Here is a 24033-nt window from a genome sequence, read left to right on the forward strand (position 1 = left end):
CTATTGGCGGCAGCGATGCGTGCTTGGCAAGCGCCGCGGCGCCATGCCAGATAGCATTTCCAGGGGGATACAAATGAGCGACGGACCGAACGACCACCCGATGCATCACGGTGCGCCTGCGCATGCGCTAGAACGGCTGGTATTCTTTTCCGACGCGGTGTTCGCGATTTCGATCACGCTGCTCGTCATTGAACTCAAGGTGCCGGCGCTGCCCTACAGCGCATCAGACACCGCCTTCCTGGCGGCGCTTGCCCATCTGACGCCGCATTTCATCGGCTTTTTCGTGTCGTTCTTCGTGATCGGTGCGTTTTGGAGCGGGCATCACCGCGCATTCGATTGCGCGCGGCATTGGTCGCCCAAATTGCTGATGCCCAATCTATTCCTGTTATGCTCGGTCGCCGGGATGCCATTCTTCACCGCCCTGGTCAGCGACTATTATGGCAAGCTGGTCCCGGCGGTCGCCTATTCCGGCTGGCTGCTGCTCGTCGCGATCTGCAATCTGTGGAACAACAGCATGGCGGTGGCGCCGCCGGTCGCGGCCGACGATCTCGACCCCGAATATGCCGCGCTGATCCGGCGGCGCGGCTGGGCGGTAATCCTCGGAACGGCGACCGGCTTGCTGTTCTGCTTCGTCAATCCCTGGCTCGGCCAGCCGGCGCTGATGTCGATGCCGCTATGGCGCAAGTTGCTGGATTATCTGCACCGGCGCGGTGTGATCCGGACGGTGTGACCGGTCAGCGGGTCCGCGCCGCCAGCCGGTCGAGCCACGGCGTCGCGACCAGGTTGACCTGACGCACCAGCATGATTGTGATCACCCCGACCACGATCCCCGGCCAACCGAGCGTCACGGTGAACAGCACAGCACCGACCGCCAGCGCCAACGCGACCAGCATCGCCAGTCCCAGTTCGCGCTCGCCGTTGGGATCGAGCGCAATCGCCCGCGGCGCGCGGCTGTCGTAGAAGCGCGCGGTCTTGAGCACCAATCGGCCGTCGCTATCGCGGGTATCGCTGCAGACCGTGGCGGCGACGTTCCGCAGCAGCTCGGGTGGCCCTGCCACCAGATTGGGGGCGCGTTGCGGAAGAGCGGAGGGGACCGGCGGGTCCAGCGTCATTCCCGGTTGGGCCGACCTGTCGGCAAAATCACCAGGCGATGGCGCGGTGTCGGACCAATCGTCCGCCGCCGTGTCCCCGAAAGGCGGATCGGACGGGTCGACGTCCTCGACCGGCACCGGATCGGTATAGGCCGCCATCGCCGGCGGCCGCCGCCCCGCCCAGGTGTCGATCACCTGCAGCCGGCCGCCGCGCTCGATCACGCGATAGCGCGACGGCGGCGGCCCGGACGGCATGTCAGTCGAATTTCTGCCGAAGGTCGAGCATCGCCAGCGCCGCCTTGGCCGCGCCGCCGCCCTTGTCGGCCTGATCGGGATCGGCGCGATAGATCGCCTGGGCCTCGTTCTCGGTGGTCAGGATGCCGTTGCCGATCGCGATGCCGTCCATCGTCAGCGCCATGATGCCGCGCGCGCTTTCATTCGAGACGATCTCGAAATGATAGGTCTCGCCGCGGATCACCACACCGATCGCGACATAAGCGTCATAGCGCCCGGTCTCCGCCGCCAGCGCGAGCGCGCCGGGGATTTCGAGCGCGCCGGGGACGGTCACCGTCTCGTGCGCATGCCCCGCTTCCTCGATCGCGCGGCGCGCGCCGGCGAGCAGCATGTCGTTGAGATGGTCGTAGAAGCGCGCTTCGACGATCAATATCCGCGCCATCAATCCAGTCCCCCAATGTCGATCGCGCGTTCTCCTACGATAGACAGGCCATAGCCGTCCAATGCGACGAGTATGTGATGCGTGTTGGTCAACAGGATCATGTCCTCGACCCCCAATTCGGTCAGGATTTGCGCGCCGACACCATAGTCGCGCAATTCGTCGGGCATCGGCGCGCCGGCCTTGTGCTCCAGCGCCTGGCTGAACCCGGTCGCGCCCGACGGCGACAACAATACGACAACGCCCGCGCCCGCCTTGCCGATGATCTCCATCGAGCGTTCGAGCAGGCCGGCACGCTTGCCTTCCTCCCCGAACAAATCGGCGAACACGCTCATCGCGTGCATCCGGACCAATGTCGGCTTGTCGGGGTCGATATGCCCCTTGATCAGCGCGATCTGCTCGGTGCCAGTGGCCTTGTTGTAATAGGTCCGCGCGGTCCACTCGCCGCCCCAGCGGCTGGTGAAGCGCGCCTCGGCGCGGCGCTCGACGAGATGGTCGTGCTGACGACGATAGGCGATCAGGTCGCGGATCGTGCCGATCTTGAGCTTGTGCTCCTGCGCGAAGGCGATCAGGTCGTCCATCCGCGCCATCGTGCCGTCGTCTTTCATGACTTCGCAGATCACGCCCGACGGGTTGAGCCCGGCGAGCCGCGCAACGTCGACCGCGGCCTCGGTATGGCCGGCGCGGACGAGGACACCGCCGTCGCGCGCGATCAGCGGAAAGACATGGCCGGGCGAGACGATATCCTCCGCACCCTTCGACGCGTCGATCGCGACCGACACGGTGCGCGCGCGATCGTGCGCGGAGATACCAGTGGTGATCCCATCGCGCGCCTCGATCGACGCAGTGAAGGCAGTGCCGTGACGAGTGCGGTTGTTGCGCACCATCGGCTCGAGTTCGAGTTGCTTGATCCGCGCTTCGGTCAAGGTCAGGCAGATCAGGCCGCGGCCATAGCGCGCCATGAAGTTGATCGCGTCGGGGGTCGCCATTTGCGCCGGGATGATCAGATCGCCTTCATTCTCGCGATCCTCGTCATCGACCAGGATGGTCATGCGGCCGTTGCGCGCTTCCTCGATGATCTCCTCGATCGGGACCAACGCCGGGCGTTTGTCGCGCCGGTCGAGATAGACTTCCAGCTTGCGCAGCGTATCGGCGGTCGGATTCCATTCCGGCTCGTCGAGCATGCGTAGCGAATTGGCGTGCAGCCCGGCAGCGCGGGCAAGCCCCGAGCGCGAAATACCGCCCGAGGAGACGAGATCGCGAACGCGATCGATCAGCATGGTGCTCATGATTGGTGAAATATCACACTGAAATGTGATGAGTCCAGCCACTAATCACATTGAAACGCTACTTTTCGAGAAGCGACCGCATACGGCTCAAATAGCGTGCGAGTACGTCGATCTCGATATTGACCGCCTGCCCAACCTCGATCGCGCCTAATGTCGTCACCGCCTGGGTATGCGGGATCAGATTGACCGTGAATTCGGTGCCGTCCGTGCCGTCGCTGACCGTATTGACCGTCAGCGAAACGCCATCGACCGTCACCGATCCCTTGGCGGCGATATAGGGCGCGAGGTCGCGCGCGACGCGGAAGGCGATCGTCTTCGAATCGCCCGAGGGCTCGACCCGCACCACTTCGGCGACGCCGTCGACATGCCCCGTGACGATATGCCCGCCGAGCTCGTCGCCCAGCTTCATCGCGCGTTCGAGGTTGAGCTTGCGTCCTTCGCTCCACTGCCCCTGCGCGGTGCGCGAGACGGTCTCGCCCGATATGTCGACGGTGAACCAGCCCGGCCCCTTGTCGATCACCGTCAGGCACACGCCCGAGCATGAGATCGACGCGCCGAGATCGACCCCAGTCGTGTCATAGGCGGTTGCGACCACCGCGCGCAGGTCGCCACGATGCTCGATCGAGCGGATCGTGCCGATATCGGAGATGATGCCGGTGAACATCGCTAATTTCCCAAGCTGCGCCGACGATCGTCAGCGGGTGCGTTCGTAGATTTCCAGCCGGTCGATGCCCAACATCCGCGCGTCGTGCAACCGCCAGCGGCCATGCGCCTCGGCGAGATGGCCAAGCCCGATGTCGCCGAGCGCCGGGCGGCCGCCGCCGATCAGGATCGGCGCGCGATAGAGCAGCAAGCGGTCGACCAGATCGTCGGCGAGGAAGGCCGAGGCGGCGCCGGCGCCGCCTTCGACCAGGACATGATCGATCTGCTCGAGCCCGGCGATCGCCGCGGGCGAGTCGACCCATTCCCAATGCTCCTGGTCGCCGCGATGGCGAGTCATCAGCAAGCGCCGCGGGCTATGCTGTTCGAGCCCGCCGAGCCGGACGTCGAGCCGCGGCGCATCGGCTTCGGCGGTGCCGCGGCCGACCAGGATCGCCTCGTGCCGCGCACGCTCAAGATGCGCATGCGCGCGCGCCGCGTCCCCAGTGATCCATTTCGATTCGCCATCGGCGCGCGCGATGCAGCCGTCGAGCGAAGTGGCGAGCTTGAGCGTGACGTGCGGCCGTCCGGATTCGCGACGCGTGAAGAACCCGGCCATCGAGCGCCGCGCCTCCTCGGTCATCAGCCCTTCGGTCACCGCGATCCCGGCGGCGCGCAACCGCGCGCTGCCCTGGCCATCGGTGCGCGGATCGGGATCGCCGAGCGCGATCACCACCTGCGCGACCCCCGCGTCCACCAGCAGATCGCTGCACGCCGGCCCACGCGGCGAATCGTGCGCGCAGGGCTCGAGCGTCACATAGACGATCGCGCCAGCCGCTGCGTCGCCTGCCATCGCCAGCGCCATCGCCTCGGCATGCGGTCGCCCGCCGGGCTGGGTCCAGCCGCGCCCGACGACGCGGCCATGCTTCACGATCACGCAGCCGACATTGGGATTAGGCGCCGTCCGTCCACGTCCGCGCTCGGCCAGCGCCAAGGCGGCGCTCATGAAACGCGGGTCGGGACTCACAGCCAAGGCGACAATTTATCGTTCAGGCGCTTGAACGCGGCCTTTCTCTCGTCGTCTTCCTTCTTCTGCTTGGCGTCCTCGATCCTCTTCTTTTCGCCGTCGATCTTCTGCTGCGCGACGATCTCGGCATTGCTGCGGTCGGCGCGCCACGATTGGACGTAGATGATGGTCGGCCGCCGCCACTCGCGCTGGACGGTCGAACCGGCGGCGAAGGCCCCGACGATCAGGATGCAGAGCATCAGCGAGCCGAACAGGATCAGGATTTCGTATTTCTTGCGCGTGCCGAGATAGCGGCGCAGGTCGAGCAACGCGCGAAACGGATTGTAGCGGCCGAGGAAACTTCCCATCGGCCTAGGGCCTGTACTCAGTTACCGCGAGGTCGTGACGGAGCCGATTTTGGTGTCCGGCTAGGAGCAAGGAGGGAGCGATGCTGATAGCATCGTGACCGACGCGCGACGACGTCCGGACGCCAAAATCGGCCCGCCGCTGTGCGGTTGCCCGCAGGAGCCCGCCGAGCGTCGTCGCTTGCTTGCGCGTAGCTTCAGCTACGCGACTGCGCTGCGCTCCTAGTCGACGGGCTCCTGCGGGCAATCACGATCCTCACGGTAACTGAGTACAGGCCCTAATATAGTCACGGGACTGGCAACAGGCCAGCCCCGCGACCGAAACGGTCACTGCTCGTTGAGCACGAACCGCAGACTCATCGTCTTCCATTGCTCGATCGGCACGCCGTCCTTGGTCGCCGGCTTGAACCGCCATTTGCCCAAGGCCTGGCGCTGCGCGGCGGCGAAGAAGGCGTCCGACGCGGCCGACACCTTCTCGACCTGTTTCACCCGGCCATCGGTACCGACCAGCACGCGGAGCACGACGCGACCGCTATTGCCCGCGCGCTGTTCCTCGGGCGGGTAAGGCGGCTGGAGCAGGCTCTGATAGCGCGGATCGATAAACGCATCGACCATGACCGGCTTGGCGACCACGGCTGGGGTGAACACCGGGCCGGGATCGGGCGCCTTTCCAACGGTGGGTTCGGTCGGCGGCGGCTGCGGTGTCTCGGTCGTCGGAAGCGTATCGACCGGTGGCACCGGGACCAGCGGATGGGGAGGAGTATAGACCAGTTCAGTCGGCGCGTCGGTCTTGGGCCGCGGTTTGGGATCAGGCGGAGGCGGCGGCCGATCGGGTGGGACAGGATAAGCTTCGATGATCGTCGTCGTGGGGATTACGTGGGTGATCTGCAGTCCCATCACCAGCGCAGCGATGGGGGCCACGGTCAGTCCCAGCGCAAGCGTCATGCTGCCCGGCTTGAATGCCGGGCCCGCGCCATAACGATCGCCATAAGTCGCCATATCGTCTCTCCTTTCACGGTCTCGGATGCCGCAACTCAGAGATGATACAACATTACATCAAGCAGTCAAGATATTCGGCGATCACCCGGACGCGAGCCGCTCCAACGCGCGGTCGCGGCCGATCAGCGGCAGCAAGGCGGCCATGTCGGGGCCGTGATCCATCCCGGTCAGCGCGCGACGCAGCGGTAGGAAAAGCTGCTTGCCCTTGCGCCCGGTCACGTCCTTGAGCGCGTTGGTCAGCGCGTGCCAGGGATCCCCGGTCCAGTCGATCTCACCGGCGATGCTATGCGCGGTGGCCAGGAACTCGCGATCCTCGGGATCGACGGTGGTGGAGATCGGCCCCTCGACCACATGCCACCAATCGGCCGCACCGGCGATGATCGTCAAATTGGGCCTGATCGCATACCACGCCGCATCGTCCATTCCGGCGGGCAGGCGATCGGCGACCGCGGTGAAATCGAGCTGGTGGACGATCCGCGCGTTGAGCTGGGCGAGCTCGCCCTCATCGAACCGCGCCGGCGCGCGGCCGAAGCGCGAAAAGTCGAACGCGGCGATCAACGGCGCAGGATCGACGAACGGCTCGACCGGATCGCTGGTGCCGATCCGCGCGAGCAACGCGACGATCGCCTGCGGCTCGATCCCCTCGCCGCGGAAATGCTCGACGCCGAGCGAGCCCAATCGCTTCGACAATTTGCCTTCCGCTCCAGTCAGCAGCGCGGCATGCGCGAAGGTCGGCAGCGGCGCGTTCATCGCGACGAACATCTGCAACTGGAGCGCGGTGTTGGAGACGTGATCCTCGCCGCGCACGACATGGCTGATGCCCATGTCGACATCGTCGATCACCGAAGGGAGCATATAGAGCCACGACCCGTCGGCGCGGCGGATGACCGGATCGCTCATCGTCGCGGCGTCGAAATGCTGGGGACCGCGGATCAGATCGTTCCATTCGATCGCGCCCGGATCGAGCTTGAAGCGCCAATGCGGGCGGATGCCGTCGGCCTCGAGCTTGGACCGATCGGCGTCGCTGAGCGCCAGCGCGGCGCGATCATAGACCGGCGGCAAACCGCGCCCGAGCAGGATCTTGCGCTTGAGCTCGAGCTCCTGCTGCGTTTCATAGGCCGGATAGATCCGTCCCGCCGCGCGCAGATCGTCGAAGCGGCGCTCGTACAGCGCGAACCGCTCGGACTGCCGCACCTCCTCATCGGGTGTCAGCCCCAGCCAGGCGAGATCGGCGCGGATCGACTCGACATAGCGCTCCTCGCTGCGCTCGACATCGGTATCGTCGATCCGGAGCACGAACCGCCCGCCGGTCGACCGTGCGAACAGCCAGTTGAGGATCGCGGTGCGGATATTGCCGATATGGAGATTGCCGGTCGGACTCGGCGCGAAACGGGTGACGGTCATGCCCGCGACTTAGGGCGAGTGGGCGTGGGCGGCAATGCGCGCGGTGGCGGACGTCCCCCGCGCCAATCCGTCGCAGCGGACGCGACGCTATCGCTTCGAATTGTCGTTAGACGTAGGCGGCGCTGACATCCTGCTTGATGCCATGGAGCCGAACGACCTGACGCCCGACACAGACCGGCGCGGCGATCAGGCGCATCCATTTCGGCGACCCGGTCACCGGCACGATTTCGGCATCGAGGGTAAAGCCGCGCCGGTGCTTGATGGCATAAGCGCGCAGCCGTTCCATCGCGCAGCGCGATGGTTCGGAATACAAAGCGGCGATCTCATCCCGTTCGATCGGGACCCCGCGCGGCAGGCCGAACAGGTCGAACACCCCGTCCGTCCAGCTCAGCGCATTGTCGGACAGAGTGCATTCCCACAGTCCGATGCCGCGCGCCGCCAGGAGCTCGGGATGATGTTCGGAGGCGACCGGGGCATCGCTCCGCTCCTCAAGCAGGCAACCGAGGTCGAAACGCTGATGTTGCTCGAACAGGGGCCAGCTATGGGTCAGGGGCAAGGCATAGCTCACTCTCGTCGCACTCCGTTCCGGCAGGTCGACGGGCGCCGGCCTTGTCGGTGGCTTTGTATGGCGCTGAAAGGATGTCCAAAAGGTTTCAGCGGTCTACCCGAAACGGCAGTTGCAGGGCGTTCCTCGGGAGCTTTTGGGTAGACCGCGGGTAAGTCCGCTATCGCCCGGAAGCGGACGTGTTGCGATGTGGCTACCGCCCTCCAATTGCCCACGCATATGCCGGGCGACGGTCGTCGAACATCGCATGGTTCGGTCGAAGCGCACAAATGCGCTGCATTTGAACTTTGAGCAACGGTGAGGCTCCGAAGAACGCAACCCGGTTGGCCCGCAACAAGATGCGGGATGGATCGATGGTTTTGTCGCGTAGGGCATCGATCGATAACGGTGACGCCACTTTAGCATTAGTCAGATCGAATAGGCGTCCGTGCAGCGCAATTTGATCACCGAACGCTTGGACGGCTTCGTCCACCTGAGCGGTGAGGTTCAAGATTTGCTCAGCGTCGAGGAAGCCGGATACGCTAGCAAACGCGATGAGGTTGGCGCGATCCAATATAACTTTCGGCACGACAGCCCCTTCCCGGTTCTGTGCTTCCGACCGTATCACCCGGTTACTAACTTCCGCTAAAGGCTGCGGAGCAATTCGCGACGGCGGAACCGCGAGCGCTTCGCTCAACAGCACGAGCCCGAATTTAAAGGCGGTGGCGGCTTTCCGCCTAACTAACGACATCCGGAGTAAGGCCTCCCCGTCGCGGCAAAGCAGCTTCAGGTCGACCATGCCCCCGGCATGGTCTGCGGGATGCGGGGCATCCCGCCCCTGAAGCTCGTCGGTCGGGCGCCTTTCGGCCCCGCCGGCCGGGGTCGCGCTGACTCGCGGAATAGCGCGGCTATTCCGCCGCGCGACCCTTGAACCCCTGCGCCACCACGAACCATTCCACCGAGCCTTTGCGGCTCGATGGCGGTTTGGCGTGCTTCACCGTCGCGAAATTGCGCTTCATTTCGGCGACCAGCGTCGAATCGGCACCGCCGGCGAACACTTTCGACACGAACGTCCCGCCGGGCTTGAGCACATCGATCGCGAAGGCCAGCGCGGTTTCGACCAGCGCCAGGGTGCGCAACGCATCGGTTTGCGGGTGGCCGACCGTGTTCGCCGCCATGTCCGACATCACCAGATCGGGCGCACCGCCCAGTTCCGCGATCAGCCGATCGGGCGCCGCATCGTCCATGAAGTCCATCTGCAGGATGGTGACGCCATCGATCGGATCGACCGGCAACAGGTCGATGCCGACGATCGCCGCCTTGGGCACCTGGCGCCGCACCACCTGGCTCCATCCGCCCGGCGCCAGCCCCAGGTCGACCACGCGAGTCGCGCTCTTGAGGAACCCGAACTTCTCGTCGAGTTCGATCAATTTGTACGCCGCCCGGCTGCGATAGCCCTCGGCCTTGGCGCGCTTGACGTACGGGTCGTTCAATTGCCGCTCGAGCCAGCGCGTCGACTGGGGAGTGCGATTGCGCGACGTCCGCACGCGGGTATGTCCGCCGCCCCCGCCCCTCATGGCCGTTGCGCTCCCATCAGGCGGCGCAAGATGCCCTCGCGGATACCGCGATCGGCGACCCCCAGCCGCTCGGCCGGCCACAGATCGAGGATCGATTCGAGGATCGCGCAGCCCGCCACGACCAGGTCGGCGCGCTCGCCGCCGATGCAGGGGAGGCGCGAACGCTCGGCGACCGACATGCCCGATAATTCGGCCGAGATGCGGCGCATCGACTCGGTCGGGACGATCAGCCCGTCGACCTTGGCGCGGTCATAATGATCGAGTTCGAGGAAGACGCTGGCCAAAGTCGTCACCGTCCCGCTGGTCCCGAGCAGTCGCGGCGCCGTCAACTTCGCCGGCACGCGCCTGGCGAAAGCGGCGAAGCTCTCGGTCGCCAGCGCGCGCATCCGCGCATAGGATTCGCCCAGCGCCTCGGCGCTATCGCCGCCGCCGGCATGTTCGGTCAGCGACACCACGCCCCAGCGCGCCGAATGCCAGTCGAGCACGCGCGGATGATCGCCCGACAGGTCGATCAGCACCAATTCGGTCGATCCGCCGCCGATGTCGAAGATCAGCGCCGGCCCGTCGCCCGGCTCCATCAGCGCATGGCAGCCGAGCACCGCCAATCGCGCTTCTTCCTCCGGCGAGATCACGTCGAGCCGGATCCCGGTTTCGCGATAAGCGCGCTCGATGAATTCGGCGCCATTCGCCGCCTGGCGGCACGCCTCGGTCGCGACCGATCGCGCGACGAGCACGTTGCGGCGACGCAGCTTGTCGGCGCAGATCCTCAGCGCGGCGATGGTGCGATCGATCGCCGCATCGGACAGCCGCCCGCTCGAGGCGAGACCCTCGCCCAGCCGCACGATCCGCGAAAAGGCGTCGACCACCGCAAAACCGTTGCCTTGCGGCCGCGCGATCAGCAGGCGGCAATTGTTGGTGCCGAGATCGAGCGCGGCATAATGCGGCGCTTCGCCCCAGCGTTTGGTGGGAATGCGGGCCGGACGGGCGGCGGGCTTGCCCGTCGGGGCGGCGCGCTGCCGGTGCGGCATATTGGCGGGAACGTCCCCCATGCCGTCGTAACTCTTATATTCTTGCGGTCCGGCCCATAGCCCTCCGCTGCTTGGCGCCGAACCTAACCGAACTGGTGCGATGCGACAAGCGAAGGCCCGATCGACGATCTTGCCGGTTGCGCCCAAGGCCTTGACCGGTCGCGCCAGCCCGCCTAGAGCCCGCCGCCTGTTGCCCCGTCGTCTAAAGGTAAGACTACGGACTCTGACTCCGTCAATTGAGGTTCGAATCCTCACGGGGCATCCAGCAATCTTCAATTAAGCCACTGATTTTCAGGCTATATTGCCGCGTTCGTGTTTTGTCGCTCGTTCATTTGCTCCCTCACGAAGCAGCGGATGGCGACGGCCCCACCAATGTCTCAATGGGGCCGTTTCAGGGATGTCGCGAATCTACCCCCCGGACTTCCGCCTTGTTCAAGCGAACCTTGGGCCGGATCCCGGAATTGCGGATTGTGGGCGCCGACGACGCGTCGGATCTGGTCCTCAGCGCGTCCGACGCGGGCGCGCACGGGTTCGACCTGACGCCGCGCGAGCGCGACGTGATCGCGTTGCCTGCCGAAGGTCTGTCCAACAAGGCGATCGGCTAGCGGCTCGGCATTTCGCCCGACACCGCCAAATTCCATGTCGGCCGTCTGATCGACAAGCTCGACGCGACCGGGCGCACGGATGCGGTGGCGCATGCGGCGCGGCGTGGGATCATCCATCTTTAGAGGGGATTTGTTTCGGTGGCCCGAGCGGCCCCGCCAACGCCAACGCACAAGCTCACATGCCGAGCACGATCTTCTCCGCACGAAAAGCCTCGGCGAATCCGTGAGGCGCATTGCATTCGATCCCGCGGATGCGGGCGAGCGAGAGGAAGGTGTCGGGATTGAACCAGGCGCGGTGGCGCTGGCTCGGGAACGCCTCGTAGATTGCCGCCGCCTTGCGCCGGGCGACCTCCTCGGAAAGATGGACATAGGCGTTCGAGCGACCGAGATCGCCGTCATATTTCGGGATCTCGTAGCCGAGGATCAGGTGGTTGCGAAAGGTGTTGTTGGTGAGCGCCGCGATCACCGCATGATCCTGATGCATGTCGCTCGCAATGTGGGTGAGGATGAGGTCGGGTGTGGGTCCTGCCTTGATCCTCTCGAAGACATTCTTGATGCGCGGCGTTTCGTGCGGAAAGATCCCGTCCTGGAAGTCCAGCACCTCCACGATCTGCTCGCACCCGTTGCCGAGCAGCGCCGCCGCACTCTGCCGCGCCTCCTCGGCGCGGCGCTCGTCCCCGCTGAACACGACCCACTGCACCGTCAGCCGCGATACGTTCGCGACGAGATTGAGCAGCGTGCCGCCACACCCGATCTCGATATCGTCGGCATGCGCACCGAGGCACAGCACCCGCTGCGTCTTTGCGCCGGTATCCGCGAACGCCAGATTGATCATATCCCCCGGTCTCTCCCTTTGTCCGTACCGGCGATCTTTCGCTTCACGCCGCGGGCGAAGCGCTGGCGGCGCCGAGCGTCGGAGCCCCGGCCGTGAAGTGAACGGAGAGGGAATCCGGGGAAGCCTCGCGGCAGGCCTCCCAGGGAGCCTTGCCCTTGCGCTGCACCTCTTCCAGCAGATGCACGTCCTTCAACGTGTCGCAGGCTCGCCAAAAGCCGTCATAGGGATGCGCCAGGAGCCGCTGCTCGCCGATCAGCCGATGGAAGGGTTGCTCGACAAGGTCATCGCCCTCACCAATATAGTCGAAAATCTCCCGCCGGAAGACGAAGTAGCCGCCATTGATGCGGACATCCATGTCGGTGGACGACTCGACGCCGGTTACCGTGCCGTCAGAATCGTGACGAATATAATGGAAGCTGAGCGTGGGCTTGACCGCCACCAGCGCGCCCACGAAGGCAGGCTTGCGGACCAGGCAGTCGATGATGTCCTGAAGCGGAAGGTCCGTCAGGCCATCAGCATAATTGGCCAGAAACATCTCGTCGGATTCGACATAGGATTCGATCGCCTTCAAGCGCTGCCCGATACTCGCATCGATGCCGGTATCGACCAGCGTGACGTTCCAATGGCCCTTGTCCTCATCCGGCAGCAGAAAGGATTGCGCGCGTCGTCTAGTCGAGATCGTGGGCAGGACTTCTGCGCCCTGCTCCAGAAAATATTCCGTAATGGCATCCGCGCCATAACCCAGGCAAAGGATGAAATCCGTGTGTCCGTGATGGGCGTAATAGCTCATGACATGCCACATCAGGGCATGACCGCCGACATCGACCAATGGTTTGGGCTTATTGGGAATCTGGCCGCGCATCCGCGTGCCGTACCCACCACAAAACAGGACAACCTTCATATCGGCCTCCCCCTCTTGAACCCAGCTGTTCATGACGATCAAGCTGGCGCATTAGAGACATGATCCGCCGCCCAGCGCCACTATGCAGAGGGATGACGCTTTATTGCAGGGCCATGATCATTTCGGAGTAGAAGTGGCGATCTCGCGAAATACTCGACACGAATAAGTTGCATTCAGTCCGAGACACATCAGGTCGTAGACCCATGAGCGCGCCGCCACGGACGCATTGATGCTCTTCAGCACGGCGCAGCTGGCCGCCAGTTCGGTCCGTTGCTCGGCGGAACAAGGATCGCCGACCCGACGGGGCGAACCGCATCGCGTATCGGTCGGTGGCCGGACGTGCAGGCGCACCGGTCGCATCCACACTTTCCTCATGACCCGCTGCAAGCGCCGTCGCGGCTCGCGCCCGCCTTTACCGCCGAGTGGCGGTTGCCCGCTGCGCGCCAACTCGCCTATTTTCGTTGGCCGACGCAGCGCGCAGGTATTCCCGCCCAGACCTCACGTTCTCCTGTCGACCGCGTGACGACGGCATTGGCGCCGATGATCGTGCCGTTGCCGATCCGCAACACGCCGCTCCGACACAGCACCTTGGCGCCCGGATAGATGACAACATCGTCGCCGATCTCGATCAGCATGGGCCTGATCCGCTCGTGCGGCAGATGCGCGTCGGAGCGGCCGATCGTTACTTGATGATAAATCTGGACGCGGTCGCCGATGCTCGTGTCGGGATGAAAGACGCTGCCGATGCCGCGATGGATGAGCTGCAGGTCTTTGCCGACGACGACCTCGGGCGGCATGTCGATGCCATACAGCATCAGCAATTCGCGGATGAGGCGATGGCGCCGCCAGGGCAGCAAGCGTTCAACCATTCCCACAGCACGATCGTCCCGAGGCGTAATCTTTCGCCGGCATTAGCCGCGTGCCCGCCGTTCGCGAACGGAAGAGAAGAGCTACTCCAATTGCCGACCACCGCCGCGCCCAAGCGTCGAAAGCGGAGCGAAAGGGCAGTTCGCCCCAGGATCGACACCGTGCGTCCCGATCCGCGTGGTGCATTGGGGGTAGTCTGAATTGCCGCTCGCCCCGGCCGACCGGTGCCGACTAGGGTCGGTTCGAAGCATGGCGCATCGTCTGGAGGGGCATCGATGTTGCAACGCACGTCAGATCCATCGGCCTGCCGCCCGGTCGTCCCTTGCCTCTGGGACGTCGAATTCTCGTGCGCTTTGGAGAACAAGACCGGCAAATATTTCATCGGCCGCGACTTGGTTCACGATCAGGGCAACCTGATCAATCAGGTCTATTATTGGCGGCATGGCACATATCGTCTCCCCAGCCCGTTCTTGGAGAGGGTGCTCGGGCTGGGCATGCGGATCGAGGTGCGCGCGGCGGGCGCGGCAGGGATTTCCCCCTTTCCCTTGCGGCGTCCGAACCAACCCACGCTGCACCTCGATCCGCACAGCGTCATCCACACGGCGATCAGCGAACGCGACGTCGTCCTGTGCCACGATCTCGGCCCGATCACGCATCCGGCCCTGTTCCGGCCCTGGGTCGCGCGGCTCTACCAGCGCGCCTATCGCCGCATCGCGCGCGCGGCACCACGCATGGTGTTCATCAGCGAGCATTCGCGGCGTGAATTCGTCCGCCTCTATGGAGAGGCACCTGACATGCGCGTCATCTATCCGCCGCTGCGGGCGGAAATCGACAGCCTGGCGACGGCACCCATTCCGGGGCTCGACCGGCAATTTCTGCTCACCGTCGGCAGCCTCGGCGCCCGCAAGAACCAGGCGACGATGATCCGCGCCTTTGCGCGGTCCGGGCTCGCGGAACGCGGCATCGGCTACGTCCTGTGCGGCGCCAGGGAACCGGGCGCGGAAGCGATCGACCGGCTCGCCCGCGATACGCCCGGCGTCCGCCTCCTCGACTATGTGTCGGACGCCCAGCTCAGTTGGCTCTATGCCAATGCGAGCGGCTTTGCACTGGTCAGCCAGTTGGAGGGGTTCGGCGTTCCCGTCGCCGAAGCGATCAGCCGCGGCCTCGTGCCGCTGATCACGCGCGGCAGCGTGCTCGAGGAAGTCGCCGGGGCGGGCGCGGTCGTGGTGCCGAGCGACGATCTCGACGCCATCGCCCACGGAATGATCGATCTCGTCGCCATGCCCGAGCCCGAGCGCCGCACGCGGCTCGCCAGTATGCAGGCATCGCTGGTCAGGTTCTCGCGCCCGGCCTTCGCCGCGGCGTGGCGCGAGCTGCTGGCGCGCTAGAGCGAATTCGAGCCGGGCGCTCCCGCCGGCACCGAAATCACGACAATCCAAGGAAAAATGGAGCAAAGCCGAGCTCAAAAGAGCCCGGCTTTGCTCTAGAGCGAGGTCGATGCCGCAATCGGCAATGCGTTCGAACCGGCGGCACACCCCTTTTCGAATCGTCGGATCTCATCCTGCTGCGCGACTTCGTCCCGCTCGGGCTCGTCCGCGGCGACATGCGGAGCGGCGCGCAGACAGGATGGGTCGAGTGCAGCGTCGGCTCGCTCCGGGCGCGGCCGATAAAAGACGCCAACGGCCGTCCCCACCGCCAAGATCCACGCTCGGCGCAACTGGCCGCGTGCCAGCAGCTTGAGCAGCATCGCCGTCTGCCGCCAGAGATGCAGCCCGATACGCGGCCAATCGTCATAGCGGAGCACCGTCGACGTCGTATTGCGATGCAGGTAATAATGGTATCCGAGCCGCACCGCGCTGGTTTCGTTGAGCGTGCTGAGCACGCCTTCCAGCTTGCGCGCGTGCAGGACGCGTGACGCCCCGACCAGATAGCCGGGCGTCCGCCGCGTGACGCGGACGGTGAATTCGCGATCCTCGCCAAAGATGAACATCGACGCGATCGGCAAGCCGTGCACGCGCAATGTCTCGCGCGGCAACAATATCGACGCGAACGTCGCGCCGAGCGTCGGCGCCAGGCCGTGATCGAGAAGCTCAGGCCAGTTCGGAAAGCCCAGCACGTTCCTGCGCTGGTCGATATGGGGAACTTCGGTGAGCTGACCGGTGGTCGAGCGCGGCACCGACACCAGATAGGGCGGTGCGATCTGGCGCCGATCGAGCAGGTCGTGCGCCAGGAGAAGCTGTTCGAGCGCATCGGGCTCGCAGATGACGTCGTCGTCCATCGACCAGATGAAGTCGGCGCCCAGGCCGTACGCCAGGCGCATGCCGATGTTGAACCCGCCCGCCGCGCCCACATTGCTGCGCAGACTGTAGATATCGACCAGATGTTGCCAGCGGTCGCCGAGCATCGCCGCGGTGCCGTCGATACTGGCATTGTCGACCACTATGATGCGGTCGCAACGCCGGGTCTGCGCCGCCAGGGCGGCGAGGCAACGTTCGAGCATATCCTTGCGGTTGTACGTCAGGACAACCGCGCACACCTCCTGCGGGGCGAAACCCGCGACCGCCTCAGGCGACATGACGACGGCCGCCCGGCGCGGCGCGGTCGATGATCATCGGTTCGGGAATCGCGGTGATGAATTCGGGTTTCCAGTCCGCTGTGGCAGCGAGCTGCTCGATGATTTCGTCCTTCAAGTTCCAGGGCAGGATGACGACATAGTCGGGCCGTGCCTCGGTCAGCGCCTCGGGCGGCAGGATCGGAATGCGCACGCCCGGAATCAAGCGTCCCTGTTTGGACGGCGCCTTGTCCACCGTGAACGCGATCAGATCGGGCCCGACCCCGCAGAAATTCAACAGCGTGACGCCCTTCGCGGGCGCGCCATAAGCGGCAACCGACCGCCCTTCGGCGTTCAGTCGCAACAGCAAGTCGCGAAAGCCCTGACGCACCCTGATGATACGTTCCGCGAACCGGTCGTACACTGCATCGGTGTCGAGCCCGTAAGCGAGTTCCTCCTGGAGAACGCGCTGCACCGCGAGCGTGTCGACATGCTTCGCCTCGGCGCGGCACACGAAATAGCGTAGCGAACCGCCATGCGTGTCAAGTTCCTCGACATCAAACAGACGCAGGCCCGCACCTTCGAACACGCGCTTCGCCGCCAGCAGCGAGTAATAAGAGAAATGCTCGTGATAGATCGTGTCGAACTGGTTGCGCTGCATCAGGCGTAGCAGGTGCTGAACCTCGATCGTCGCGACTCCCTGCGGCGCCAGCAGGTCGCGCATGCCGCGCGCGAAATCGTTGACGTCGGGGACGTGGGCGAAGACGTTGTTTGCCGTGACCAGATCGGCCCGCCAGCCTTGATCGACCAGCCGCTTGGCACAGTCCTGGCTGAAGAACTCGATTCTGGTCTCGATGTCGAGCACGCTCGCGGCCTGCGCCACAGAGCTGCAAGGCTCGACACCGAGTACTGTTAGCTCCATGGCTCTGGAGAATTGGAGAAGGTAGCCGTCGTTGCTCGCGAGTTCGACATGCCGCGCGCCGGGGAGCAGCTCGAAACGCGCGATCATCGCATTGACATAACGTCGCGCATGATCGAGCCATGCCGTCGAAGCCGAGGAGAAATAGGCGTAATCGGCCCGGAACAGGTCGGCCGAATCCTTGAAGTCGAGCGTTTGTGCCAGCCGGCAGTCGCCGCAGACCATTACCGTCAGTTCGACTCGCGGATCGGATAGCGGCGGCGCAGCCGGATCGACATAATCATTGGCGACGGGCATCCGTCCCAGTCGCGCCAGCGTCGCGGTGAACTTGCCACTGCAATGCCGGCACCGGCGCTCTGCGACTGTGTCCATGCCCCCCCCTTTTCCCGCGTCCGGCGGGGCTAAGAGGAACCCCGCATCCGCAAGGTCAATAGATCAAGACATGTTGCTTGGCTCTTGCTCGTCAGCCGCACTACTTTGTAGCCACGGTCGCATCGCATGGAGACCATGCGAGTAGTTTAGCTGAAAGGTCGTGATCTCTTCCGGTCATCCAGTACCGCGAGGCCACTCTTTCGCGGTAGCACCAATGCCGATTCGCCTTCGTCTTACCTCCGTTACAGCGTTCGCGCAGGAAACAGCGCGACCTCTTCTGGTCGCGGCCACCCTGGGGGTATGATGATGCAGTCCCACCTTTCCTTTCTGACCGGTGTCGCGCGCTGGTCGGCCGAGTACCAGGGCATGGAATTCATCGGCAGCGCGAACGGTTGTTCGCTACGCTTCGTCATCACCGAGGAAGCTTTGGCGAAGCTGAGCGGCGCGCCGGCGCGCGGCCCCGAATATGATTTCGACATCTTTTTCGAAAACGAAGCCGCGGTGCACCGCGCCGCGACAGAGGTCTTCCAGGTCATGCCGCCGGCCGGACGGCGATTGCTCATCACGGCGAACGACCTGCCGCTCGATTGCGCGTCCCCGCCCTCACCCACTCGAATAGGCAGGCCTATCGCCCGTTCGGGAGCAATCGTCGGCAAAGGATGATGCTCGGAGTTGTTGCCGGCGCGGTGACCGAATCGTTTACCAGTGATGGGCGGAGAGGGAACGACCGATCCGTACGGTCTCGGACGAGACCGGGTGGCTGAGTTCATTCATCAGCCGATCAACTCGAGATGGCTCGCGCTTGCGCGGGCCGGGCACGACGGCGCTGGACGCGCATCCATCTCCCCCTTGGAGCCACTGGCGTCGTCGTGTCACTTTACCAAGGCTCGCTAGACGCGCGGTGCCCGCCCGACGCCGAGATCGGTCGCGACCCGATCCGCAATCGCCAGCGACGCGGTGAGACCGGGCGACTCGATCCCCATCAACAGCACCATCCGATCGACACCGTGCTCGCGTGGGCCCGCGATCATGAAATCGGCATTGCGTTCGCCCGGCCCGGAAATCTTGGGACGGACGCCGCAATAGCCCGGCACCAGGCGCTTCGCATCAAGCGTCGGCCAGATCCGGCGCGCCGCGCTGGCGAACGCGTCCCGCCGATCCTGCGCCACCGCATAATCGAGCGTATCGATCCATTCGACATCGGGGCCGAAGCGCGCCGAACCCGACATGTCGAGCGTGAGGTGCGTGCCCAGCCCGCCGGGGACCGGCACCGGATAGATCAGTCGCGTGAACGGCGCCGCGCCCTGGTAGACGTAATAGACGCCCCGCGCATAATGGGGTTGCGGCACGCATTCGGACGGCAGGCCCTCCGTGCGCATCGCGATCGCATGCGCTCCGTGACCTGCTGCATTCACCACCATCCTCGCCGTCGCGGCAGCGCCGCTTTCACCGGCAAGATGGATCGCCCAGTCCCTCGCCATTGTACGGGTCAGGCGATCGACCCTGGTGCGTCGGGCAAAGACAGCTCCAGCCGCCTCGGCGTCGGCGAGCAGCGCGATCATGAAAGCATGGCTGTCGATGATCCCGGTCGAAGGCGACAGCAACGCCGCTTCACAAGCGATGGCAGGCTCGAGCTGCGCCGCCTCTTCGCCGGACAGCAGTTCGAGATCGTCCACGTCCGCGCGCTCCCCCGCGGCGGCGATCCGCATGAGCGTCGGCACTTCCGCCGGCGAAAAGGCTGTGATCAGCTTGCCGCAACGGCGGTGCGGCACGTCATGCTCGGCACAAAAACGATAAAGCTGGCGGCGTCCCGCCACGCACAACGCCGCCTTGAGAGGAAGGCCGTCATAATGCAGGCCGGCATGGATCACTTCGCTGTTACGCGAACTCGTGCCGGTGCCGATCATGTCCTCGCAATCGGCGATCACTGTGGTGAGGCCGGCGAGCGCCAGCCGCCGGGCGATGGCCAACCCGACCACGCCGGCGCCGACAACCAGTACGTCGATATCCGCCATACGTCCCCCAGATCGATGCCCGCGACTACAGGCGGGGCAGGTGATCGGAGTCGATCAACGGAAACGCCGCGTCGCGTTGTGAAATCTGCGCCACCGGAAGCGGCCAGTCGATCGCCAATACCGGATCGTCGTTGCGCAGCCCGCCCTCGAATTCCGGAGCGTGCGCCGCGGACATCAGATACGTCATCTCGACGTCATCTCCGAGCGTCTGGAAGCCGTGCGCGCAGCCGGGCGGCACATAGATCTGGCGGCAGTTGGTATCGCTTAGCTCGACCTGCACGACGGTCAAGCGGGTCGCCGACATGCTGCGCAGATCGACCACGACGTCGAGCACGGCGCCGCGCACGCAACGGATGAGCTTGGCTTCGGCATGCGGCGGCCGTTGGAAATGAAGTCCGCGGATAGTCCCGGCCTGCGCTGTCACCGACATATTCTGCTGGACGAAGTCGGCTGACAGCCCGTGATTAGCGAACTCGGTGCGGCACATGGTCCGCGCAAACCGTCCTCGCTCGTCGCCGCGCGGCTCGGGCGTGATGACGAAGCAACCGCTGATCGCGGTCTCTTCGAAAATCATTCCGCGGCACTCAGAAACGACGGAGCGTATCGTCGCGATTGCTCGGCGTAGAGCGCGTCGACCAGCCGTCCCTGCGGAATATCGACATCGGCGAAGGTCAGCACCGTATCGCGCTCGACCGGCCGCCGGATCGTACAGTCGAGCGCCAGCCCGAGCGGCAGCAAATGTTCGTGCTCGATCACGTCGTAATTCTCGGCGAGGGCATAGGTCTCGTAGCCGCCGAATTCGGTGATGCGGTCACCCGGAACCAGATCGCGCTTGGCCACCGCCGCCACGCCGACCCGCGGTCCGTCGATCGACGCCAACACCGTGTCGCCGAACAGGCAGGCGCGCGCGATCGAGGTCGGCACCTCGAAATGGCAGAGGTGATATGGGGTCTGAAAGCAGTAATAAGGGCCCGTGCCGAGCTTGTAGAGGTTGAGGAAGTGACGCTGACGCGGGTCCTCGATCGTGCCGATCACGAACACGCCCGGCCCGGGCCTTACCCCGACGACATAGTCGACCAGGCCGTGCCCGTATTCGTCGAGCACGCGGCCCAATGGCTCGACCGCTTCCTCCAGCGGCACCAGCGGCGCCTCGGGGTCTCCGCCAGAAAAGTCGAGGCCTGTCATGCCGCGCCGCGCTACGCGGAACCCGGTGGCGTTCGCGACGATCGCCTGTTCGTAAGAGATCTTGGTGCCATCCGCGAACGAGGCGACCATGACCGGCTTCTGTCCCCATTTGGCGGCGAACGCCTGTTGCGTGGTCGGGTCGCGATACGGATCGTGCAGGCCCTTGATGTTGCCGCAGAGCACCGGGGTCACTCCGATACCGCGCACGAAGCGCACCAGGTTCATCTGCACGCCCGGCTGGTCGCCATCGGAAAAGGTGTAGATCACCCCCGCTTCTTCGGCCTTGCGCCGCAGGATCGGGCCCACCGTGCCGTCGAGTTCGGCATTCATCTGGATCACGTTCTTGCCGGCGTGGATCGCGGCCATGACCACGCGCGCGCCATGCTCGATCGAACCGGTCACCTCGACCACGGCATCGATGCCGTCAGCGGTCGCCAGCGCTTCGGCATCCTGGGTGACGGCGACCCCGCCGGCGGCGATGCGCCGCTCGATGTCCCGGCGCGTATCGCAGATGACCGGGGTCAACCCGACATCGGCGATCGCGGCGATCGCGCTCTCGATATGACGGTTGGCCACCGCGACAATGCGCATGCCGGGTGTAGCCGTGACGATCTGGCGAACGATCCCCGCCCCCATGAAGCCGGTCCCGACCAGCCCCACCCGGATCGGCCAGCCGGTCGCCTCGAGCCGCGCCAGCGCCGTGTCGACCAGGATCATGCCGTGCGCTTCAACAAAGCGACGCCCGGCGCCGGCGCATCGGGCCAGATCTTCCAGGGGGCATTACCGCCGTGCCAATGCGTCTCCAGCACGTGCTTGTCGCGCAACGTGTCCATATTCTGCCAGAAGCCCGAATGAATATGGCAGCCGAGCTTGTTGCGTGCGATCAGCCGGTTCATCGGGTCAGCCTCGAACACCGTCTCGTCGCCGTCGATCACGTCGAAAATTTCGGGTTCGCAAACGAAGAAGCCGCCGTTGATGACACCGCCGTCGGTGGCGCCTTTCTCGCTGAAGCCATGCACTTCGCTACCGTCATCGCTGAGCCGCAATGCGCCGAACCTGCCGGGCTGGACGACACCGGTCAGCGTGCACCAGGCGCCCGATGCCGCATGCGCCGCGACCAATTCCGCGATGTTCACGTCGCTGACACCGTCGCCATAAGTCAGGCAGAACGGACCGTCCTGGAGCAAATGCCGCGCGCGCTTCAGCCGTCCCCCGGTCATTGTGTCGATACCGGTATCGAGGATCGTCACCCGCCAGTCGTCGTCCGACCGGCTCAGCCAGTCGATCCTGCCGCTGCCCAGGTCGATCGAAACGTCACAGCTGCGGGCCTGATAGTTGAGGAAATAGGCACGGATATAGTCGACCTTGTATCCGCCCAGGATCACGAAGTCGCGAATACCGTAATGCGCATAGATCTTCATGATGTGCCAGAGGATCGGCCGGTTGCCGACTTCGACCATCGGCTTGGGCGTGACGGCGGTCTCTTCGCTGAGACGAGTGCCGAAGCCGCCCGCCAGGATCACGGCCTTCATACCAAGACCTCCTCGCTCGGGTTTCGCACGACCGGCGCGAGGCGGTCGGCCCATTCCAGATCGTTTGTCAGCCGCCCCTCGGCGATCAGCGCCTTCAGCGTGTGGAGGCGGATCAGCGATGAATTCCTGAAATCGGCATCGGCGAAATGCAGGTCGCGCAATCCGGCGACGAGGCCGGCGACCGAATCCTGGAGGCTCATCCGCGGCTGATGGTGTGGCGCCAGTGCCGCGAAACGCGAGAAATCGACGCGATAGGACCGCGAGTCCGCCGGCGAATCGCGATTGACCGACACCCTGCAGCCGGGCACCTGTCGCGCGACGGCCTCGGCGAGATCGCGAACCTGGTAATTGGCGCTATCGGCCCCGGCATTGACAGTCAGCAGACGGCCGCCATTGTCGGGCGACCGGGTCGCGGCCCATTCGATCGCCCGCGCCATGTCCCGCACGTCGATCAACGGCCGCCAGGGCGACCCGTCGGACAGTACCGAGATTTGTCCGGTCGTGAGCGCGCAGGCGACGAAATCGTTGAGCACGAGGTCGAGCCGCAGCCGATCCGACATGCCGCAAGCGGTCGCGAAGCGCAGGCAAGTAACGGTCATGTCGCCAGCCAGCGTCGCCAGCGCCCGCTCCGCCCCGATTTTGGAGGAAGCGTAGGCAGTCATCGGATTGAGCGGGTCATCCTCGTTGCGGGGGCCGCCCTCAGCGACGCCGTAAACGCTGCAACTCGACGCGAAGACCAGGTTTCGAACACCCGCGGCGCTGGCCTGCCGGGCGATAGCAACGGCGGCGTCCTGATTGATTTCCTCGGTCACTCGACCGAACCGGGCGCCCATCGGGTCGTTGGAAACCGCCGCCAGAAGGATCACCGCGTCGCAGCCATCGAGCAGCCGGGCGTCGAACGATCGCACATCGCCGAAATGCTGGGCGTCGAGCCGGCGCTCGGGAACGTCGTGTGGTGTCGTGAGGCAATGGGCGAAAAAGCCCGAGTCGAATCCCTCGATCCGCGATTTGGGATAGATTCGCCGCAACTGTCGCACGACCGAAGGGCCAACATACCCCATGTTTCCGGTGATCAGGATACGCATCGACGCCCCCCAAATCCCGACGCCGCGATTTCAACATCGGGCGTCATCTAAGGAACGATTGATCACGCTCCATTCGGGAAGTCGCGTAGAATTCAGATCATTAGCCATCGGGGCTAGACGGAAGCCACCAAAAGTCGGCAAACTCAGGGTCGCACAGAGCTGCACACCGAAGGATATATACATTCTGAGGGAGGCGCAATAACAGATTAGTCCATAATGGATAGTACTTTTGGCTGAATTGACGTCTAATTGTACCGGTTGATTATCTAATCATTAACTAGCCGCCTTGCGGCCGATGATAAGTGATCAGAAACGCCAATCTTTTGCGGGGATCGATGGCGCGGAACTCATATTGGAGGGGTGACCCAAATGATACCTCGCATCAAGATTGCCCTGCTCGGGCCCAATCGGATAGCTCTGGACGGGTTACAGAGGATACTGACCGAAAACGGATTTGACGTACTGGAAGCCGCGGTCGACGCGAGCCAACTCAGCGACGTCGAAGCGGTCGATGACGACGGCAGCGACGTCGTCCACATTCTGCTGATGGA

The 24033-nt window shown here is 64.7% G+C and carries 28 protein-coding genes and 1 tRNA gene; 7 read left to right on the top strand and 22 right to left on the bottom strand.

All coding sequences use genetic code 11. The annotated features are described in order from the left end of the window. Positions 1–73: 73 nt before the first annotated feature. On the top strand, positions 74–730 hold the full coding sequence (locus AC1DRD_RS18085) for a TMEM175 family protein (RefSeq protein WP_478042444.1): 657 nt from the start codon (positions 74–76) through the stop codon (positions 728–730). A 4-nt stretch (positions 731–734) separates the two neighbouring features. Here AC1DRD_RS18085 and AC1DRD_RS18090 read toward each other — a convergent pair whose 3' ends face one another. From AC1DRD_RS18090 to AC1DRD_RS18145, 12 genes are all read right to left on the bottom strand, one after another. Beyond that, entirely contained in the window at positions 735–1346 is a 612-nt protein-coding gene (locus AC1DRD_RS18090) for a hypothetical protein (RefSeq protein WP_478042445.1), read from the bottom strand. Between the two features lies 1 nt (position 1347). Continuing rightward, a complete protein-coding gene (ribH, locus tag AC1DRD_RS18095) occupies positions 1348–1767 on the bottom strand; it encodes a 6,7-dimethyl-8-ribityllumazine synthase (protein WP_478042447.1) in 420 nt (139 codons plus the stop codon). Further along, positions 1767–3053, bottom strand: a complete 1287-nt coding sequence (gene ribB, locus AC1DRD_RS18100) for a 3,4-dihydroxy-2-butanone-4-phosphate synthase (RefSeq protein ID WP_478042448.1) — start codon at positions 3051–3053, stop codon at positions 1767–1769. The genes ribH and ribB overlap by 1 nt, the downstream gene beginning before the upstream one ends. 58 nt (positions 3054–3111) lie before the next feature. Continuing rightward, positions 3112–3717 carry a riboflavin synthase gene (locus tag AC1DRD_RS18105; RefSeq protein ID WP_478042450.1) on the bottom strand — a complete coding sequence of 202 codons (606 nt, stop codon included), beginning with the start codon at positions 3715–3717 and terminating at the stop codon, positions 3112–3114. Positions 3718–3747: 30 nt separating this feature from the next. Then, positions 3748–4698, bottom strand: a complete 951-nt coding sequence (gene ribD, locus AC1DRD_RS18110; protein ID WP_478042451.1) for a bifunctional diaminohydroxyphosphoribosylaminopyrimidine deaminase/5-amino-6-(5-phosphoribosylamino)uracil reductase RibD — start codon at positions 4696–4698, stop codon at positions 3748–3750. 17 nt (positions 4699–4715) lie between these two features. Beyond that, positions 4716–5066 carry a hypothetical protein gene (locus AC1DRD_RS18115; protein WP_478032983.1) on the bottom strand — a complete coding sequence of 117 codons (351 nt, stop codon included), beginning with the start codon at positions 5064–5066 and terminating at the stop codon, positions 4716–4718. A 324-nt stretch (positions 5067–5390) separates the two neighbouring features. Continuing rightward, complete coding sequence (locus AC1DRD_RS18120; protein WP_478042452.1) at positions 5391–6062, bottom strand: energy transducer TonB; 672 nt, start codon at positions 6060–6062, stop codon at positions 5391–5393. Between the two features lie 81 nt (positions 6063–6143). Next, entirely contained in the window at positions 6144–7466 is a 1323-nt protein-coding gene (gltX, locus tag AC1DRD_RS18125) for a glutamate--tRNA ligase (RefSeq protein ID WP_478042454.1), read from the bottom strand. Positions 7467–7572: 106 nt separating this feature from the next. Beyond that, entirely contained in the window at positions 7573–8034 is a 462-nt protein-coding gene (locus AC1DRD_RS18130; protein ID WP_478042455.1) for a hypothetical protein, read from the bottom strand. A 190-nt stretch (positions 8035–8224) separates the two neighbouring features. Next, positions 8225–8809, bottom strand: a complete 585-nt coding sequence (locus AC1DRD_RS18135) for a hypothetical protein (RefSeq protein ID WP_478042456.1) — start codon at positions 8807–8809, stop codon at positions 8225–8227. A 109-nt stretch (positions 8810–8918) separates the two neighbouring features. Further along, the gene (locus tag AC1DRD_RS18140) at positions 8919–9587 is read right to left on the bottom strand and encodes an RlmE family RNA methyltransferase (protein ID WP_478042457.1); all 669 of its coding nucleotides are present in this window, start codon (positions 9585–9587) and stop codon (positions 8919–8921) included. Continuing rightward, positions 9584–10636, bottom strand: a complete 1053-nt coding sequence (locus AC1DRD_RS18145) for a Ppx/GppA phosphatase family protein (RefSeq protein ID WP_478042458.1) — start codon at positions 10634–10636, stop codon at positions 9584–9586. The genes AC1DRD_RS18140 and AC1DRD_RS18145 overlap by 4 nt, the downstream gene beginning before the upstream one ends. Before the next feature lie 170 nt (positions 10637–10806). Here AC1DRD_RS18145 and AC1DRD_RS18150 point away from each other — a divergent pair. The 3 genes from AC1DRD_RS18150 (at position 10807) to AC1DRD_RS18160 (ending at position 11343) form a co-directional block, all read left to right on the top strand. Next, positions 10807–10880, top strand: a tRNA-Gln gene (locus AC1DRD_RS18150). Between the two features lie 196 nt (positions 10881–11076). Then, positions 11077–11220, top strand: coding sequence for a hypothetical protein (locus AC1DRD_RS18155; RefSeq protein WP_478042459.1), 144 nt, complete (start codon positions 11077–11079; stop codon positions 11218–11220). A 9-nt stretch (positions 11221–11229) separates the two neighbouring features. Further along, on the top strand, positions 11230–11343 hold the full coding sequence (locus AC1DRD_RS18160) for a hypothetical protein (RefSeq protein WP_478042481.1): 114 nt from the start codon (positions 11230–11232) through the stop codon (positions 11341–11343). A 52-nt stretch (positions 11344–11395) separates the two neighbouring features. Here the strand turns inward: AC1DRD_RS18160 and AC1DRD_RS18165 are convergent, their stop codons facing one another. From AC1DRD_RS18165 to AC1DRD_RS18175, 3 genes are all read right to left on the bottom strand, one after another. Further along, positions 11396–12055 carry a PIG-L deacetylase family protein gene (locus AC1DRD_RS18165; RefSeq protein WP_478033138.1) on the bottom strand — a complete coding sequence of 220 codons (660 nt, stop codon included), beginning with the start codon at positions 12053–12055 and terminating at the stop codon, positions 11396–11398. Positions 12056–12098: 43 nt separating this feature from the next. Further along, the gene (locus AC1DRD_RS18170; protein ID WP_478042460.1) at positions 12099–12956 is read right to left on the bottom strand and encodes a sugar phosphate nucleotidyltransferase; all 858 of its coding nucleotides are present in this window, start codon (positions 12954–12956) and stop codon (positions 12099–12101) included. A gap of 452 nt (positions 12957–13408) precedes the next feature. Further along, positions 13409–13825, bottom strand: a complete 417-nt coding sequence (locus tag AC1DRD_RS18175) for an LbetaH domain-containing protein (protein ID WP_478042462.1) — start codon at positions 13823–13825, stop codon at positions 13409–13411. Positions 13826–14098: 273 nt separating this feature from the next. Between AC1DRD_RS18175 and AC1DRD_RS18180 the strand changes: the two genes are divergently transcribed. Continuing rightward, on the top strand, positions 14099–15211 hold the full coding sequence (locus AC1DRD_RS18180; protein WP_478042463.1) for a glycosyltransferase: 1113 nt from the start codon (positions 14099–14101) through the stop codon (positions 15209–15211). Positions 15212–15306: 95 nt separating this feature from the next. On the opposite strand, the gene AC1DRD_RS18185 is transcribed toward AC1DRD_RS18180, so the two are convergent. Continuing rightward, entirely contained in the window at positions 15307–16398 is a 1092-nt protein-coding gene (locus AC1DRD_RS18185) for a glycosyltransferase family 2 protein (protein ID WP_478042465.1), read from the bottom strand. Further along, positions 16388–17665 (bottom strand): class I SAM-dependent methyltransferase, encoded by a 1278-nt coding sequence (locus AC1DRD_RS18190; RefSeq protein ID WP_478042467.1) that lies wholly within the window; start codon positions 17663–17665, stop codon positions 16388–16390. The genes AC1DRD_RS18185 and AC1DRD_RS18190 overlap by 11 nt, the downstream gene beginning before the upstream one ends. 306 nt (positions 17666–17971) lie before the next feature. Here AC1DRD_RS18190 and AC1DRD_RS18195 point away from each other — a divergent pair, with 306 nt between their 5' ends. Then, entirely contained in the window at positions 17972–18328 is a 357-nt protein-coding gene (locus AC1DRD_RS18195; RefSeq protein WP_478042468.1) for a hypothetical protein, read from the top strand. 227 nt (positions 18329–18555) lie between these two features. Here AC1DRD_RS18195 and AC1DRD_RS18200 read toward each other — a convergent pair whose 3' ends face one another. From AC1DRD_RS18200 to AC1DRD_RS18220, 5 genes are read right to left on the bottom strand one after another with little or no spacing between them, the layout of a single operon-like run. Further along, positions 18556–19680 carry an NAD(P)/FAD-dependent oxidoreductase gene (locus AC1DRD_RS18200; RefSeq protein WP_478042469.1) on the bottom strand — a complete coding sequence of 375 codons (1125 nt, stop codon included), beginning with the start codon at positions 19678–19680 and terminating at the stop codon, positions 18556–18558. 25 nt (positions 19681–19705) lie between these two features. Further along, a complete protein-coding gene (locus AC1DRD_RS18205; RefSeq protein ID WP_478042470.1) occupies positions 19706–20254 on the bottom strand; it encodes a dTDP-4-dehydrorhamnose 3,5-epimerase family protein in 549 nt (182 codons plus the stop codon). Further along, entirely contained in the window at positions 20251–21582 is a 1332-nt protein-coding gene (locus AC1DRD_RS18210) for an NAD(P)H-dependent oxidoreductase (RefSeq protein WP_478042472.1), read from the bottom strand. The genes AC1DRD_RS18205 and AC1DRD_RS18210 overlap by 4 nt, the downstream gene beginning before the upstream one ends. Beyond that, on the bottom strand, positions 21579–22397 hold the full coding sequence (gene rfbF, locus AC1DRD_RS18215) for a glucose-1-phosphate cytidylyltransferase (RefSeq protein ID WP_478033149.1): 819 nt from the start codon (positions 22395–22397) through the stop codon (positions 21579–21581). The genes AC1DRD_RS18210 and rfbF overlap by 4 nt, the downstream gene beginning before the upstream one ends. Further along, positions 22394–23482, bottom strand: a complete 1089-nt coding sequence (locus tag AC1DRD_RS18220; protein ID WP_478042473.1) for an NAD-dependent epimerase/dehydratase family protein — start codon at positions 23480–23482, stop codon at positions 22394–22396. Before AC1DRD_RS18220 ends, rfbF begins: the two co-directional genes overlap by 4 nt. Positions 23483–23851: 369 nt before the next feature. Here AC1DRD_RS18220 and AC1DRD_RS18225 point away from each other — a divergent pair. Beyond that, positions 23852–24033, top strand: a 182-nt coding sequence (locus AC1DRD_RS18225; protein WP_478042474.1) for a hypothetical protein, incomplete at its 3' end; no start/stop codon positions are given.

Source organism: Sphingomonas sp. P4_G2, assembly GCF_056401155.1.